Here is a 16189-nt window from a genome sequence, read left to right on the forward strand (position 1 = left end):
AGGATGGATCTAGATACACTTCTATCATTTGATTGGGGGACGATGACTCCGGAATTCATCATCCTTGGAATTATAGCTCTTTTATCAGTCGCTGATTTATTCATGCCAAAGCATGTCGACCGAAAAATCCTTGGCTGGGTCGGATTTGCCGGTGTGGTGTTTGCGCTGATTTCATTGGTAACTTTGATAGGTACTGATACGACTTCAATTTTATATGATACCTTCAGGCTCGATTCATTCGCAATTGCGTTCAAGCTGATTCTCCTTGTTGGAGCCGCACTTGTCATGCTTTTAGCCATCGACTTCAGGGCTACTGATGGTTTGCAGGAATATAAGGGAGAATTCTTCTACCTGTTCCTGACTGCATTACTTGGTACGATGTTCATGGCTTCAAGCGGGGACTTGATTACTTTGTTCGTCGGTCTTGAATTGCTGTCCATTCCGTCTTACATCCTTGCAGGGATGCGCAAGCGCAACCTGAAATCGAACGAATCAGCAATGAAATACGTCCTGAATGGCGGTATTTCATCTGCGATCACCTTGTTCGGCATGAGCTATGTGTTCGGGATTGCCGGAACTACAAATTTAAAAGGAATCGCCCAAGTCTTTGGAGGGCTTAATGACCCTCAGCATATTTACATTCTGGGACTGGCATTCTTAATGATTTTTGTCGGCCTGTCATTCAAGCTGGCAACTGCTCCATTCCATATGTGGGCACCTGATGTATATGAAGGAGCTCCGACTCCAGTGACGGCGTTCTTGAGCGTAGTCTCTAAAACGGCTGGTTTTGTCATCATCCTGCGCATTCTGTTATCGATCTTCGGATACGTGCCGGTCGCCCAGGAAGAAGGGCAGCCAATTCCGCTGCTATTCGCCGTACAGGATTACATTGCTTTCCTTGCAGGAGCCACGATGATCATCGGTAACGTCATCGCCTTAAGGCAGCGAAATATCAAGCGCATGTTCGCGTATTCAAGTATTGCGCATGCAGGTTACATCCTGGTCGCCCTGACAGCAATGTCATTCGTGACCTTTGATGCCATCTGGTTTTACCTGCTTGCATACGTGTTTATGAACCTTGGCGCATTTGCCGTGATTCAGGTGATCACAGCTAAAACCGGTTCAGAGGACATCAGCCATTTTGCCGGGCTTTACCGACGCTCGCCTCTGCTCGCAGTTGGTATGGGAATCTTCATCCTGTCACTCGCAGGAATCCCGGGTACAGCAGGTTTTATCGGTAAGCTGAACATTTTCATGGGCGCGTTGATGGTCGATCAGGCACATTATGTGCTTGTATCAATCATGATCGCAACAACCGTCGTATCCTATTTCTACTACTTCGGGGTCATGACGCAATTGTTCTTCCGCCCGGCAGCAAGCGATGAAAAAATCAAGCTGCCAGCAGGAACAACAGTGGTGATCATCGTTGCAGTAATCGGAACAATCTTGTTCGGAGTCATGCCAAACCTGGCAATCGACTTCATGCACACGAATTTTAACCAGTTTGTCGATTTTATGAGATAAACTCTTTCGTAAACTTGTTGTTTCGCACATTGTAAATACCAATTGGGTATAACCAATAGAGCATTATAATAAGTTCGAAAAGCACATAATCATGTCCGGATTTTGGGGAAAATCTATTCATGTGAAAAAGGGGTAAATCAGGCTGGCCTGCGATTTAAGCAGGCCGGTTTTTTATTTTAAAAATTAAACGAAACTTTTTCGAAAGTAATACGTCTATAAGAAGGATAATCATTATCTTTATGGTAGAATAAGAGGATGAGGGAGGGACAGTTTATGCTAACAAGTTTTGGCGGCTTTGCAGTGACCAGCATTCTGACACATCTGGTTTTTATCGCGGTTGCATGGTGGGCTCTTCAGGCGCTCCAGTTTGATAAACTGCTCAGGGGGAATCATGTTCTTCAAGCCCGGGTTTTATACATTCTCGTTTCCATCGCACTAGGATCCACGGTCAGTAATTTCTTCCTTGATTACCTCCAATGGTCACAACAGCTTCCGATGATTTTTCAATAAATGCTGTTAATTCGTACCCATATTGGTAAAAAATTAGGTCTTCATACATGTTTTCAAAACAGTGGATTTTAGTTACAATTCTCTTTGTGTTTGTTTTTTTGCGCAAGCATGTTTATTTTTTCACAAACGGTGAACACCCGGCAAAGTTGGTACATAGAATGATGTCAAAAAGTGACGAGAATTCCCAAGTATGTGATTCGCTCTCCTGGTAAGAATGGTAATAAGGGGAGAGTGACAGACATATGAAGAAGATTCCATTTATTTTATCAATTATTGGCATTATTGGTTTTATTGTGCTCCAAGCTGGGAATAAGACGACTGTAGCTGACGCGGATCATGATATTAAAACTCTGGCCTCGGTTTTACAGGACGAAAATATTTTGATCACTGGTTGGTCTGTATATGCAAGGGAAACACTGGAACAAGAAAATGTCGAAGCATTGGTAAAAGAACTTAAGGTCCAGCTTCCGGATTGGACATGGTCAGGAAGCAATGGAGAACTCACAGCCGTGTTGGATTCTCCTGAGATACAGGAAAAAATTAAAATGGTTTCTACCGACACAAACGGCCAGGTACATACGTATGTGATGTATGAGGTCAGAGGTCAGCTCTGGAATAAAAATACAGAAACTTTTTTAAACCAAAGTTTACCAGGCAGAATATTTGACATTTTTCGCGGAAATGCCACAACTTTCTCTTGTGTTGAAGGCGAAATCAATGATAAGATAAAATCGGCTTTACCTGTTTACAAAAGTAAATTGCTGAAGGCATTTAACGCTCGTGAAGTTGAAGGGTTGGCAGAAGAATCATTTATTTCCTCTTCCGCTGTTTCGCCTATGTTCGACAAATCACTGAGCAATGAACATGACATGAATATGCAGCTTGGATTACGGAAAACTGAACGATTGGGCGCAAAGACTACCCTTGTAGTTGGCACACCCATCATAACGATTGAATATTAATATAGAGAAATTGGACGCGGAGGGGAATACACTTGGAAAAAATCATCGTCCGCGGCGGACAAAGGCTAAGCGGTTCTGTAAAGGTTGAAGGAGCTAAGAATGCCGTCTTGCCTGTTATCGCTGCAACATTATTAGCAAGTGACGGAAAAAGCGTAATTCGTGATGTGCCAACTCTCTCCGATGTATATACCATCAACGAAGTATTACGTTCTTTAAACGCCGTAGTGGAGTTTGAAAATAACACAATTACAGTAGATGCATCCAGAGAGTTAAAAATAGAAGCACCTTTTGAGTATGTTCGTAAAATGCGTGCTTCTGTATTAGTAATGGGATCCCTGCTTGCCAGGAATGGCCGTGCTCGCGTAGCATTACCAGGCGGCTGTGCAATCGGTTCCCGTCCTATCGACCAGCACCTTAAAGGTTTTGAAGCAATGGGTGCAACAGTCAAGGTAGGTAACGGTTTTATCGAAGCCGAAGCAGTTGATGGTCTGCACGGAGCTAAAATATACCTTGATTTCCCTAGCGTTGGCGCTACGGAAAATATCATGATGGCTGCTGTACTTGCAAAAGGTACAACAATCATTGAAAACGTCGCAAAAGAACCAGAAATCGTCGACCTTGCCAACTTCCTGAACAAGATGGGAGCACAGGTAAAAGGCGCAGGAACTGGAACAATCAAGATCGAAGGCGTTGAAGTACTGTTTGGAGCTGACCACAACATCATTCCTGACCGTATTGAAGCAGGAACATTCATGGTTGCGTCTGCCATCACTGGCGGAAACGTGCTAGTAAAAGGCGCTGTTCCAGAGCATCTTTCTTCATTGGTTGCCAAGATGGAAGAAATGGGCGTTACGATCATTGAAGAAGAAGACGGCCTTCGTGTCATTGGGCCTGAAAAATTGAAAGCAGTTGACATCAAGACAATGCCGCACCCTGGCTTCCCGACGGATATGCAATCCCAGATGATGGCCTTGCTATTGCGCGCACAGGGAACAAGCATGATCACCGAAACTGTTTTCGAAAACCGCTTCATGCACGTGGAAGAATTCCGCCGCATGAACGCCAACATCAAAATCGATGGACGTTCTGTCATCATGAACGGACCATCTGACCTCCAGGGAGCAGAAGTGGCAGCAACTGACTTGCGTGCTGCAGCATCACTGATCCTGACTGGCCTTGTAGCAGATGGCGTGACACGCGTGACAGAGTTGTATCACCTTGACCGCGGTTATGTTGACTTCCATCACAAGCTTGCAGCATTGGGCGCTGACATCGAACGCATCAGTGAAGTAGAAGAACAGCCAGTAACTGAAAAATTAGTCTCAGACATGAACGCATAAATAATGTTACTCAATAAACCGGAGAATTGTGCTTTTAACGTATAGTTCTGCGGTTTTTTGATTTTTTAAGGAATCTTTTCTCAAGCTTTGTTGGTATTGATTTCAAAATAGGATGGACTCTTATTGACGCTTTTTAAGAGAGAAAAAAGCTTGCAAACTTAGTACCGACTTGTAAAATGGCTTTTATCATTTTTAAACCGACTTTAACAACCATCTTTACGAAAACAGCCTTTTAAAAATAACTGTCCAATTTCGACCGGCTTATTATGAGCATCATGAAAGAAAATATACAAATGGCGAGCTTTTTCAATTTCTGTCATAAAAGCTTGTCCGCCTCCATATGAATGGAATGAGACGGTTGTCGTCCCGTAATAATTTCATAATGGAGGCTTTTTTATGTTAAAATTCAAACCAATCATCGTACTAGCTACAATCCTTTTCGCTGTCACACTCTTGATTCCTTCCTTGCTGGTCCTCCCTTTTATGGAAGAAAAGGCAGGCGGGAAGCTTGGCGAAGAGCTGCAAAATGATACTAAGGAGGCTGCCGCTATGCCAACAGCAGATTCAGCGATCGAGGTGGCTGTTTACCGGACAGCACTGTCAAAAATCGAGAAGCTTCCACTAAATGAATACTTAATTGGTGTCGTTGCTGCGGAGATGCCAGCCGAGTTCGAGCTTGAGGCACTCAAGGCACAGGCACTGTCAGCGAGGACTTATTATGTAAGACAAATGCTGATCCCGAATAAAGTGGGAGTCCCTGAAGGTGCGCAGCTGAATGATACCGAAATCCATCAGGTATTTAAAAATAAGGAAGAACTGAAAAAGCAGTGGGGCGTCGACTATAAATGGAAGATGAAGAAAATCGCCGAAGCCGTAAAAGCAACTGACGGCCAGGTACTGACATATGAAGGCTCACCAATTGACGCCACTTTCTTTTCGACATCAAACGGTTTTACTGAAAACTCAGAGGAATACTGGTCAAACTCGCTTCCGTATTTGCGCAGCGTAGAAAGTCCATGGGATCTGCAGTCCCCGAAATTCCGCAGCCAGACCGTACTGACTGTAGCCCAGGTGGAATCCAAGCTCGGCGTAAAGCTCCCGAACTCAACTACATTAGGGAAGGTCATCTCCAGGACCACTGGGAACCGGGTCGCCAAAATCGATATCGGAGGTAAAGTACTAACGGGAAAAGAAGTGCGTGATAAACTGGGCCTGCGCTCAAGCGACTTTAGCTGGGAGCTAAAAGGCGGAAACGTCGTCATCACAACCGAAGGCTTCGGCCACGGCGTCGGAATGAGCCAGTACGGAGCCAACGGCATGGCCACCGAAGGAAAGAACTATCAAGACATCGTCAAACACTACTATAAAGGCGTTGAGATTAGTGAGGCGGATAGTATGCTTACTAAGGTGACGGCTAAAAAGTAATTACCTGGCCAGGGCGAAAATACGCCCTGGCTTTTTAACGCGAATCGGTGCAGCTTCTGAGTTTTATTTCTTCGCGGAATCAATATAGATGTTATTTTTTCGCGGGATCGAAGAATGTTTCGATGTCAGGAGGCATGTGGTAGATGCGGCCTTTTTTGGTGCCTGTGTGGGGAAGGTTCATGGAAGATAGCAAGTGACTCGCTGTCTTGGTTGAAACCCCAATACAAAACTCTCTGCATGATTGGTTTTTAATATCAGGGCTAATTAAAAGGAAAAATTCTTTTAAACTTTTATGGTGAGCTGTTTTGGACCTATCACCACATACAGGACAACTCCAAGTCCATTTCTCACGCAACATTCCATATGAAAAACAAGAGGGACATTGAACACCTTTTTGAAGGTCGTCTGGGGTTAGGGAATACTGTTTTAGAATATCAGGATGGTGTGGAGAATGATTCTTTAAAAGTGACCGGGATAGCTTTTTTACTTCTTTATCAGTAAAACTTGGATTTGAAATGGTTTCATCGATTTGAAGAATGCGACTTAATAATATATCTCCTTTTACTATCAAGTTATTCAGAGACCGGTCACTTACCTTGATTATAGTAGAGGGATTACTGATGGCAACAAGATGGTAGATGGGAGGAACACTGAATTTATGGTTATTCAGCCATCTTCTCAAATGCCAGGCTTGCATTCGGACCTGGTTAATAGGATTATCGTATGTTTTTTCTTGACCATCCTTCGTTTGAATCATTTGTTCAGATTGTTTGTCAAAGAAAAGGGTGCCGGAATAGGCTTTCGTTTCAATTAGAAGGATATAACGAAGAGTTAAAATGAGGGTATCAATTTGGAAATGCCATTTTTCATCTAGAAGACGTAAATCCCGAAAGATATGGAAACCCTTTTCAGGGAGAAAACTTAAACGGTAATCCGTTTGCAGCTCACCTTTAAAACCAGCACGCCAGGCTTTGTAATCTTGTTCAATTAATTGCTTTTTTGGATGGTTGGGTAAGATTCTTTCCATTAAAGCCTCGTACATGAGAAGCCGGATTGGATATGTTCTTTCTTTTTCAATCAATTTTGTCACTTCCTTAATTGTTTTGAATACATAATTCTTCTATGGATACAAAATACCTACTGTTTTACACGTTTAATTAGGAAATTTTTGTGTCGGATTTAACGTTTCAAAGGATATTCCCGGTTGGGAGCAATATATTCCCGGTTGCATTGATTTTATTGCCGGTTGGAGCGTTTTTATTCCCCGTTACATTGCATTTATTCCCGGTTGGGCTCTTACGCCCTCAAAAAAGTGCAGATGCCTCGTATAAAATAAAAAAGCCAGCCTCAATAACAAGGCCAGCCCCTAAAAAACCGTAACTAATAACCATCTTTAAAATAAGCCTAACTATAATACTGAATCAACTCACTGCCCTAAGCCCCTCTATCCCCGAACTCTCTCCTCAATCCTCCGCAACACCCTTCCCAGTCGCGGGAACTTGCCGCTGAAGTATGCGTGGTGGATGAAATGGGAGGCCGCTAAAACTCCGATTACGTCTTTTATAAAATCAATCACGGTGGCTGATCGGGCCGGGACGAAGCTTTGATGGATCTCGTCGAGCAATCCGTACAAAATCGCCACACCCATAAAGGCAAAACTCATAACAGGTGTAAAGCGCGCGGTCGTCAACGCCGCCAGGACGAGCAGCACATACAAAATCCCGAATTCAACGAGATGGAGCGATTCTTTTATAAAGCGGTCAATTCCCTGATTCGGGAGTTCGACCAGGGCATCGGATGGATTGCTGGACATAATCCAGATCGCCGCCATATAGGCAAGCGGAAGAATTCTTAAAAGCCAAACTGATAACTTTTTCATGGTAAAACCTCACTTTATAGTAGTAACTCAACTGGGGGTGCTGTCCATACATATCGGTGTTTTACACTTTAAAAAACTTTTTTGCATAAAACTCTCACCTTTGTCGAAAAATAAGCAGTAAAATTTTTTCAACTCTATGTATATATTTTTTCGCTTCTGTTCAAACTGATTGCTGAGGTGATGAAAATGAGAGAGGAAGAAAAAAGATCTTCTCAAGACAAAAGCAAGAACAGCTTTTTCAAGAAGCGGTGGGTGTATCCAACAGTTTATATTGCTAGTGCCGCAATCATTCTAACTGGTGTCCTTTGGTATCAAAACAGCGGTAGCGACCTTAATCAGTCGGACTACAAAGCGACTGACATGCCTGGCAAAAAGATGAATGAACAGCCAGCAGTTGAAGTTAACCGCGCGATGGAGAACTTTGTAATGCCAGTGGTGAATGAAGACGATGCTGTCATCCAAATGGGATTCTATGAGAATGACGGTGACGCGGCAGAGCAAGAAGCAGCTCTAGTGTTCTATGATAATACTTACCATCCGAACACTGGACTCGACATTGCAGCTAAAGACGGCAAGGAATTCGATGTAATCGCATCACTTAGCGGTACTGTCAAGAATGTCATGGAAGATGCTGTACTTGGAAATGTCATTGAAGTCGAGCACGACAAAGGTATTGTAACACAATATCAGTCAGTAAAAGACTACAAAGTTAAGGTTGGCGACGAGGTTGAGCAAGGACAAGTCATTGCGAAGTCCGGAACAAGCCTGATCAATGAAAAGGCTGGCAACCACGTACACTTTGAAATCCGTAAGGACAATGTCCCTGTCAATCCGCATGAGTACTTCAACAAGCCATTAAGCTCGTTGCAGGAAGCCAATGTAACAGAAGAGAAGGCTTCATCTGACGCAGATGCAGGAAAATCAGAAGAGGCGGCTGAGGAAGATGCTGAAGGGTCCGCTCCATCTGAAGAGGGTGTAGAGGGAACAACTCCATCTAAAGAAGGCGTAGAGGGAACGACTCCTTCGGAAGAAAAGCCTGCCGATGATGGCTCTGATAAAAAAGAAGATGCTGGACAAGACGAAGATAAAGGTGCAGGCGAAGAAGATTCTTCAACTGACTCCGATACTTCAACCAACTCATAATAAAAATCGAAAATTTCGGAACCCGTCTAACTTTAAAGGCGGGTTTTTTTATTGGAATAATAAGAATTCCTTCAAACTTATCTTCATCGCAATTGTATGGTAATATCATACAGGAGGAGGGATACATATGAAACGAGCATTATTCATAATCATGTCGGTCCTGATTGCCGCAATCATTTCAGGCTGCAGCAAGGAGCCTACTCCCGAGGAACGGTTCTCGCAGTATGTGAAGCTATGGAATGACAAGAAGTTTGAGGAGATGTATGGTTTTTTATCAGCGAAAGCGAAGGACTCCATTACAAAGGAAGAATTCGTCTCACGCTATAATAAAATTTATAATGATTTGGAGATCGACCAGCTGAAGGTCAGCTATAAAAAGCCTGAGGAAGAAAAGGAACACGAAGAGAACGCGAAGCTTCCTTTTTCAGCAAAAATGGAAAGTGCAGCTGGTCCGATTGAATTTGACCACAACGCTGCTCTTGTAAAAGAAGAACGTGAAGACAAGACTAATTGGTATGTAGACTGGAATACGACATATATTTTTCCTGAGCTCGAAGCCGATGATAAAATCAGCTTTAAAAATGTCCAGGCAGAACGAGGCAGCATCCTCGACCGTGCTGGGAACGGACTTGCGATCAACGGGACAGCTCCCCAGATCGGCGTAGTGCCTGGCGAGATGGGTGAACAAAAAGAACAGACAATAAAGAAGCTTGCGGAATTGCTCGATATGTCCGAGGAGCAAATTAACAAAGCGATGAACGCTGGCTGGGTAAAACCAGATTTGTTCGTGCCGCTGAAAAAAGTTTCGAAGACCGATAAAGGACTTCATGAAAAACTGTTTGCCCTTGATGGCGTGACGAGCCAGATGGTTGGCGCCCGTGAATATCCATATGGAGAGGGATTGTCCCATCTGATTGGGTACGTCGGACCAATCCTTGCCGATGATCTTGAAAAACTGGAGGGCAAAGGCTATACCGCAACTGACCTCATTGGCCGCCGCGGTCTGGAGCAGGTTCTCGAGGAACAATTAAAGGGAACAAACGGCGTGAGGATTGCGATTGAAAAAAAAGATGGTACAGTCAAGACACTTGCAGAGAAGCCTGTGGAAAACGGGAAGGATGTCAAGCTGACGATTGATGTGGTTGCCCAGCAGCAACTATATGATCAGCTAAAAGGAAAAGCGGGTACGGCATCGGCCATAAACCCTGCTACTGGCGAAACACTTGCCCTTGTCAGCGCGCCTGGATTCGATCCAAATGAAATGACGCTGGGTATCTCGCAAAACAAGCGCAAGGTGCTAGAAGATGATCCGCTCAAACCAACCATTAATAGATTTAAGCTGACCTATGTGCCGGGATCTGTAATCAAGCCGATTACAGCGGCAATCGGCCTTGAAAGCGGAAAGCTCCAGCAGGGCACTGCCTTTGAGATCAATGAGAAACAGTGGCAAAAAGACGCCTCATGGGGCAACTACAAGGTCACAAGGTACTCAGATGTTAAGGGAAGTATCAACCTTGAAAAAGCATTGATCTATTCGGATAATATTTATTTTGCTCAGGCAGCTCTTGGAATGGGCCAGGACACTTTTACAGAAGGCTTGAAGAAGTTCGGCTTTGAAGACCAGCCCGAATACCTGTATCCAATCGAGCCGTCGCAAATTGGGAAGATTGACAGCGAGATAAGGTTAGCTGATTCTGCTTATGGCCAGGGGCAGGTTGAAATGAACATCCTTCATCTTGCCGCGACTTATTCGCCATTCGTGAATAAGGGCAACCTGATCAAGCCGATTCTGAACATGGAAGATAAACAGGGTCAAGTGTGGAAGGAAGGATTGGTCAGCGCGGAAAACGCTGCCGCAATTAACAGCATGCTGACAAAGGTCATCACCGATCCAAAGGGAACAGCGCACAACGGCCGAATTGCCAACTATCCATTAGCCGGCAAGACAGGCACCGCTGAGATCAAAGAGAAGCAGGGTGAAAAGGGCAAGGAACTAGGATGGTTCGTCGCCTACAACCCGCAATCGACTGATATGATTGTCGCCATGATGATTGAAGACTCAGGTTCGAAGGATGTCGTTGCGCGGGTGAAGGAGTTTTACGAGTTAAGGATGAATCAATAGGAAGTCCCGGCCGATGCAGGCCGGGCTATTTTTTTGAAACCATACGAGTGATAGATACGTATAAATCTCATAAAACATTAAGGACTGATAGGATTGAATCAGAAAAAAGATGACCATTTATTGTATCAAATCTTCTCCAGATTATTTTTGGCATTCCTTTTCAACATATTTGCAAGCTTAATTCCTCAGTGGTCACCGTTCATATTTAAAGTAAACATCGCACTTATTTTATTAGGAACCATCATCTCTATTTTTATCTATCATAAAGTCTCCGATCCCAGAACAATGTGGAACCGGGTAAGCTTTGTTTTGTTGTTTTTTTTAGGATTCTTCATGGTAACCCCATTTCTAAGAATTACTTTTGGAACTGCGATCTTTTGGATTTTATTATCAGCGTACCTCATCTATATAATGAACTTTATTTTAAGATATATGGATGTTTTCCATGGTGTACAGGTGTCTGGATTATCAAGGAACAGACATGCAATGATATGGCTAACCTTCATTTTATTCCTTGGATCATTTTTTCTTACAAATGATAACGGAAATATATTAATGCAAATAGTAGAAAAAGGTGCGCCCCCTCTGATATTTATAATTATTTTTTACCTTGGTGGATTACTTTTTACACTGGGTTCATTCATTCTCCTTATTGATAACTAGGATTCACCAATTCGAATTTGCTATAATATTTCGCTAGGTAAAAAAATCGCATTCTAATGAAGGAACACTCCATAGCGAGTGTTCCTTTTAATGTTCTGTAAAATCATTCCATACCGGCCGGTTCCATGGCGAAAAGTTTTTTCTCGACAATTTCCTTCCTCAACCAATCCTCCTCAACCCCTGTTATTACTGACGAATTTAACACGTTTTGTAAAATATCGACATAGAAAGCGGTTACATTTTATGAAAATAACGTATTGACCAGCCTGGACATTATATGGATAATTAAATTAAATTTTCTAAAGATTTAGTTAAATCACAAAACTTCCGAAAATGGAGGAACTCAAATTGATTATTTTAATCGGCCTGCTGGTGATTACCGGCATTAGTTTGTTTATGGGCTTAAAGAAGAACCGGATCATTTTTCTGGCAATCCCATTCCTTAGCATTTTTCTCTATTTCCTCATCCAGATCATCATGGTCCCAGCCCCGTTTTTCGAAACAATAAAATTCATCTTCAGCCTCAGCTAATTCAATCAGATCGCAATTTCTAGTGGTATTAATCTTGCCTGGCGCATGATTCATATAAAGTTAAAATTTAATAAAAGAGGTGGGGAAAGCTCATATCATATCAGGCGGTGCCCGAAAATCATTAAGGATTAGCAAAACCAAAGGGGTGTAAATGTGAAGAAAATTGATAAGTCAGTTGCTGACGCGTATTTTCGTGAAAAAACCCGTAACATGGTCGTTTATTTCATTATCTGGTTCCTTGTTTCGTTTGGCGCAGTGATGATTGCTGAACCACTTAGCGAATTTTCGATCGGGGGCTTCCCATTCCATTACTTCATGGGAGCACAGGGTGCAGTGGTTACATTCATTATCCTGCTGTTTGTGAACGCTAAGGTGAGCGATGGCATTGACAAGAAGTATGGCATCGACGAAGAAAAGAACGTCAAGCTAAGCGAAGGAAAAAGCCTGGACCACTAAGCTTGAGGAAAGAAAAAACGTTTGAATAAGGGGGAGAACTTTGGATACACAATTCTTGGTCTCATTATCTATTATTTTAGCCACATTCGGTTTGTATATCGGTATCGCTCTCTACAATACAGCTAAAGAAACGTCCGAATTCTATGTTGCCGGCCGTGGTGTCCCGCCAATTTTCAACGGGATGGCAATTGGTGCTGACTGGATGAGCGCAGCTTCCTTTATCGGGATGGCCGGGACGATCATGCTGCTTGGCTATGACGGCCTGGCTTATATCATGGGCTGGACAGGCGGATATTTGCTTCTGACCTTCCTGCTTGCGCCGCAGCTCAGGAAATATGGGCGATACACGGTGCCTGAATTTATCGGTGACCGCTTCAACAGCCATACAGCACGTGTCATTGCAGCAATCTCAACGATCATCATCAGCTTCACATATTCAATTGGCCAGCTTTCCGGTTCCGGCGTGGTTATCGGGAGATTGTTCGAAATAGATGCGAAGCTCGGCACAATGATCGGGGTAGTCTTGATTGCTTTCTACGCTGCATTCGGCGGAATGAAAGGGATTACCTGGACACAGGTTGCCCAGTATATCATTTTGATCATTGCCTATTTGATTCCAGTTATTTTTATGTCCCTACAGCTCACCAGCAGCCCGCTTCCTTGGCTTTCATATGGCGAGCTGGTTGGAAAAATGGGGGAGCTCGACCGTGAGCTCGGAATTTCTGAATACTTCGCACCATTCACGAACGGCACGAAATGGCAGTTCCTTGCACTCATGTTCACATTGATGGCCGGTACAGCGGGACTTCCGCACGTAATCGTCCGTTTCTATACGGTATCGACGATGAAGGCGGCTCGCTGGTCAGGTGCCTGGGCTCTTCTTTTCATCGGCTTGCTTTACCTGTCTGCACCTGCTTATGCGGCATTTTCACGTTTCATCCTGATGACAAAGGTAGCCGGCAGCAAAATCAGTGAGCTTCCTGCCTGGACGAAAACCTGGGTTGATACTGGAAAGCTTCAGGTTGCCGACGGAAACGGCGATGGGGTCCTTCAATGGAGTGAATTGATTATCTCTAACGATATTGTCGTTATGGCGACACCTGAGATCGCTAATCTTGGTGCATTCGTCATCGGCCTTGTAGCGGCAGGCGCTATGGCCGCTGCCCTTTCTACAGCCGGCGGCTTGATGATTGCGATATCCTCAGCGTTTGCCCACGATATTTACTACCGTGTCATGAAGCCAAACGCTACGGAGAAAACGCGACTGAATGTAGCGCGTATTTCAATCGTGGTCGCTACATTGTTGGCTGGTATCATTGCTCTTGACCCTCCAGGAGCGATAACACAAATCGTTGCCTGGGCGTTCGCCCTCGCCAGCGGTACATTCTTCCCGGCACTGATTCTTGGTGTCTGGTGGAAGCGCTCGAATGCTCAAGGGGTAATCGCCGGCATGATCATCGGCCTCGCTGTGACACTGGCATATATTTTTGCTGCAAAGTACGGCGGCTTTACGATTCTTGGCATCATCGATACAGGTGCCGGCGTATTCGGCGCTACAGCCGCTATCCTTGCAAACGTCATTGTATCGCTTGCGACACCTGCGCCATCACAGAAGATTCAGGAGGAAGTCCTCGACCTTCGTTATCCTGAACAGATGACGTATAAGAACGGCGAAGTCTGGATGAATGACGATGGAACAAAAGCTCTATAGAGAAATCTGGAAGGCCGTGCAGTTCCATCCCCTGTTTCAGGGGCTGGAAGAACGCACGGCTCTTTCCCTTGTCGAGGAATGTGAAGCATATACTTATGGGAAACGGGAAATGATGCTCAAAGCGGATACACCACGCCAGGGGCTTTTATTGATTTTACAGGGGATTGCTGAGGTGTTTGTTGAAAATGCTGCCGGGCAGGAAGAAGTATTGGAGGTCATCCATAAAGGTGAGATTGTCGGTTTTTCAAGCCTTGCCGAGTTCCTTGGCTTTTCAATGACGGATAAATCACAATCCACAGTCGAGGTGAGAGCGGTGGACGAGGTCAGGGCACTGCTGGTTCCTTTTTCAGTGCTGGCCAAAAGATGGGATGACCAGGATGTCCACGACTATCTGCTGACACAGGTTTCTATAAGGCTGAAAGATGTTTATGGCTCCCTTGCCGAGCAGGTGAAAATGGCAAAGGGGATTGGAGAGGAAGAAACGATTTTAGCAAGAGTCCAGGACATAATGTCAGAAGAAATCATATCAGTTGCGCCAGGAACAAGTATTAAGGATGCAGCGCGCAGCATGTCTGAACATAAAACGAGTTCAGTACTTGTCCTTGAGCAGAAAGAATTGAAAGGAATCATAACCGAGCGGGATATCGTCGGCAGAGTAGTGGCGGACGGTCTGTCCTTTGATGAGCCAACAAGCCATGTGATGACAAAGGACCCAGTAACGATTTCGAGATTTGCTTATTATTACGACGCCTTTTCAGAAATGCTTTTGAACGGCATTAAGCACTTGCCGGTCGTGGATCATGGCCAGGTATCGGGCATCGTGACATTGACCGATTTACTCAGAAAAAAGAATGATAGTGTCATGAGGACAATTAAGAAGATCGAAGGTGCGAATGAAGCGAGCCTGCCTGACGTAAAAACAGCAATCTATGAAATTACCGATACTCTGCTAAGAGACCATATTCCTTCACTGGCGTTGCTGGATATTGTGACGAAGCTGTACGATAGATTAATAGCAAGGACAGTGGAATTATCTGTTGAGACATTGGGAGAGCCGCCGGTACCTTTTGCATTCTACCTGATGGGGTCAGCCGGCCGAGGCGAGCAGTTTATGCTGACGGACCAGGATCACTTTCTGGTTTATAAGGAAACGGAAGAACATGATTATTTTGAAAAGCTAGGTGCGGAAATTACAGCCAAGCTCGAGGCTGCAGGCTATGCCCGCTGCAAAGGACTGATGATGTCAAGTGAAGAGCAATGGAGAGGAACATTGCTGCAATGGCAGGGCCGTGTCCGGAAATGGATGCTGCAATCGACCAATGAAAACATTCTGCTGGCCCAGAATTTCTTCTCCTTCCGATTTGCAGCGGGAAGCGAGCAATTGAACCAAGAATTTGAAATGAAAATTGAAGAGCTGCTCGACCGATCTAAAATCTTCCTATATCGCATGGTCCAGGCAGAAAAGGAGCAGGAAATTCCGACACTGGATGAACCCATCCGGGCATTGTTCAGGCTAGGACGGAAAAGCATTGACATGAAAAAAGAAGTCTTATTTCCCTTTCATCACAGTCTGCAGATTCTTTCGCTATATTACGGATTAATACCTGGAACACCTCTTGAGAAAATCGCAGTACTAGAGGAAAAGGGCATATTTACCGATGGGTTCACGCAAGACCTGAAAGACGCAATCAGCCATGTTCTCGACCTCTATATCAGGCAAAGATGGGCATATAAAGGATGCGGCACCATTTTATCCTTTACTACCATGTCCACAAGACAAAAAGACGAACTCATCTTGAGCCTTCGCACACTTCGCGAACTTCAGGGGATGGTCTTTGCCAGATTCTCTTTATAAGCTTGTGTTAAATGAAATGCAAGCCGTTATCGGGAGTAATTTAGGCGAGTAAAGGTGGGATGGGCACT

Annotated in this window: 13 protein-coding genes; 11 read left to right on the plus strand and 2 right to left on the minus strand. The window is 44.3% G+C overall.

What is annotated here, in order from left to right; all coding sequences use genetic code 11:
• The first annotated feature begins 3 nt into the window (after nt 1-3).
• The 5 genes from nuoN (at nt 4) to spoIID (ending at nt 5761) form a co-directional block, all read left to right on the plus strand.
• Nucleotides 4-1524, plus strand: a complete 1521-nt coding sequence (gene nuoN, locus B5X77_RS06535) for an NADH-quinone oxidoreductase subunit NuoN (RefSeq protein ID WP_079506350.1) — start codon at nt 4-6, stop codon at nt 1522-1524.
• Nucleotides 1525-1797: 273 nt separating this feature from the next.
• Nucleotides 1798-2034: a DUF1146 family protein gene (locus B5X77_RS06540; RefSeq protein WP_079506352.1), complete on the plus strand. Its 237-nt coding sequence runs from the start codon at nt 1798-1800 to the stop codon at nt 2032-2034.
• Between the two features lie 242 nt (nt 2035-2276).
• Entirely contained in the window at nt 2277-2996 is a 720-nt protein-coding gene (locus tag B5X77_RS06545; RefSeq protein WP_079506354.1) for a YwmB family TATA-box binding protein, read from the plus strand.
• 32 nt (nt 2997-3028) lie between these two features.
• Nucleotides 3029-4336, plus strand: coding sequence for a UDP-N-acetylglucosamine 1-carboxyvinyltransferase (murA, locus tag B5X77_RS06550; RefSeq protein ID WP_079506356.1), 1308 nt, complete (start codon nt 3029-3031; stop codon nt 4334-4336).
• Between the two features lie 396 nt (nt 4337-4732).
• The gene (spoIID, locus tag B5X77_RS06555; RefSeq protein ID WP_079506358.1) at nt 4733-5761 is read left to right on the plus strand and encodes a stage II sporulation protein D; all 1029 of its coding nucleotides are present in this window, start codon (nt 4733-4735) and stop codon (nt 5759-5761) included.
• 91 nt (nt 5762-5852) lie between these two features.
• Here spoIID and B5X77_RS06560 read toward each other — a convergent pair whose 3' ends face one another.
• Both B5X77_RS06560 and B5X77_RS06565 read right to left on the minus strand, forming a co-directional pair.
• On the minus strand, nt 5853-6842 hold the full coding sequence (locus tag B5X77_RS06560) for a nuclease-related domain-containing protein (protein ID WP_079506360.1): 990 nt from the start codon (nt 6840-6842) through the stop codon (nt 5853-5855).
• A 363-nt stretch (nt 6843-7205) separates the two neighbouring features.
• A complete protein-coding gene (locus tag B5X77_RS06565) occupies nt 7206-7640 on the minus strand; it encodes a VanZ family protein (protein WP_079506362.1) in 435 nt (144 codons plus the stop codon).
• 186 nt (nt 7641-7826) lie between these two features.
• Here B5X77_RS06565 and B5X77_RS06570 point away from each other — a divergent pair, with 186 nt between their 5' ends.
• From B5X77_RS06570 to B5X77_RS06600, 6 genes are all read left to right on the plus strand, one after another.
• Complete coding sequence (locus B5X77_RS06570) at nt 7827-8783, plus strand: M23 family metallopeptidase (RefSeq protein ID WP_079506364.1); 957 nt, start codon at nt 7827-7829, stop codon at nt 8781-8783.
• Nucleotides 8784-8910: 127 nt separating this feature from the next.
• On the plus strand, nt 8911-10905 hold the full coding sequence (locus tag B5X77_RS06575; protein WP_079506366.1) for a penicillin-binding transpeptidase domain-containing protein: 1995 nt from the start codon (nt 8911-8913) through the stop codon (nt 10903-10905).
• Between the two features lie 1011 nt (nt 10906-11916).
• A complete protein-coding gene (locus tag B5X77_RS06585) occupies nt 11917-12099 on the plus strand; it encodes a hypothetical protein (RefSeq protein WP_079506370.1) in 183 nt (60 codons plus the stop codon).
• Nucleotides 12100-12252: 153 nt separating this feature from the next.
• The gene (locus B5X77_RS06590; RefSeq protein WP_079506372.1) at nt 12253-12555 is read left to right on the plus strand and encodes a DUF4212 domain-containing protein; all 303 of its coding nucleotides are present in this window, start codon (nt 12253-12255) and stop codon (nt 12553-12555) included.
• A gap of 40 nt (nt 12556-12595) precedes the next feature.
• Nucleotides 12596-14266 carry a sodium:solute symporter family protein gene (locus tag B5X77_RS06595; protein WP_079506374.1) on the plus strand — a complete coding sequence of 557 codons (1671 nt, stop codon included), beginning with the start codon at nt 12596-12598 and terminating at the stop codon, nt 14264-14266.
• On the plus strand, nt 14247-16121 hold the full coding sequence (locus tag B5X77_RS06600) for a DUF294 nucleotidyltransferase-like domain-containing protein (protein ID WP_079506376.1): 1875 nt from the start codon (nt 14247-14249) through the stop codon (nt 16119-16121). Before B5X77_RS06595 ends, B5X77_RS06600 begins: the two co-directional genes overlap by 20 nt.
• Nucleotides 16122-16189: the final 68 nt, after the last annotated feature.

The sequence above is a fragment of the Mesobacillus jeotgali genome (genome assembly GCF_900166585.1).
Taxonomy (GTDB): Bacteria; Bacillota; Bacilli; order Bacillales; family Cytobacillaceae; genus Mesobacillus; species Mesobacillus jeotgali_A.

Excerpts from the sequence above, each read along its gene's own strand:
- B5X77_RS06575 (WP_079506366.1), top strand. The coding sequence starts at position 8,911 with ATGAAACGAGCATTATTCATAATCATGTCGGTCCTGATTGCCGCAATC.
- B5X77_RS06570 (WP_079506364.1), top strand. The coding sequence starts at position 7,827 with ATGAGAGAGGAAGAAAAAAGATCTTCTCAAGACAAAAGCAAGAACAGC.
- B5X77_RS06600 (WP_079506376.1), top strand. The coding sequence starts at position 14,247 with ATGGAACAAAAGCTCTATAGAGAAATCTGGAAGGCCGTGCAGTTCCAT.
- nuoN (WP_079506350.1), top strand. The coding sequence starts at position 4 with ATGGATCTAGATACACTTCTATCATTTGATTGGGGGACGATGACTCCG.
- spoIID (WP_079506358.1), top strand. The coding sequence starts at position 4,733 with ATGTTAAAATTCAAACCAATCATCGTACTAGCTACAATCCTTTTCGCT.
- B5X77_RS06545 (WP_079506354.1), top strand. The coding sequence starts at position 2,277 with ATGAAGAAGATTCCATTTATTTTATCAATTATTGGCATTATTGGTTTT.
- B5X77_RS06565 (WP_079506362.1), bottom strand. The coding sequence starts at position 7,640 with ATGAAAAAGTTATCAGTTTGGCTTTTAAGAATTCTTCCGCTTGCCTAT.
- B5X77_RS06540 (WP_079506352.1), top strand. The coding sequence starts at position 1,798 with ATGCTAACAAGTTTTGGCGGCTTTGCAGTGACCAGCATTCTGACACAT.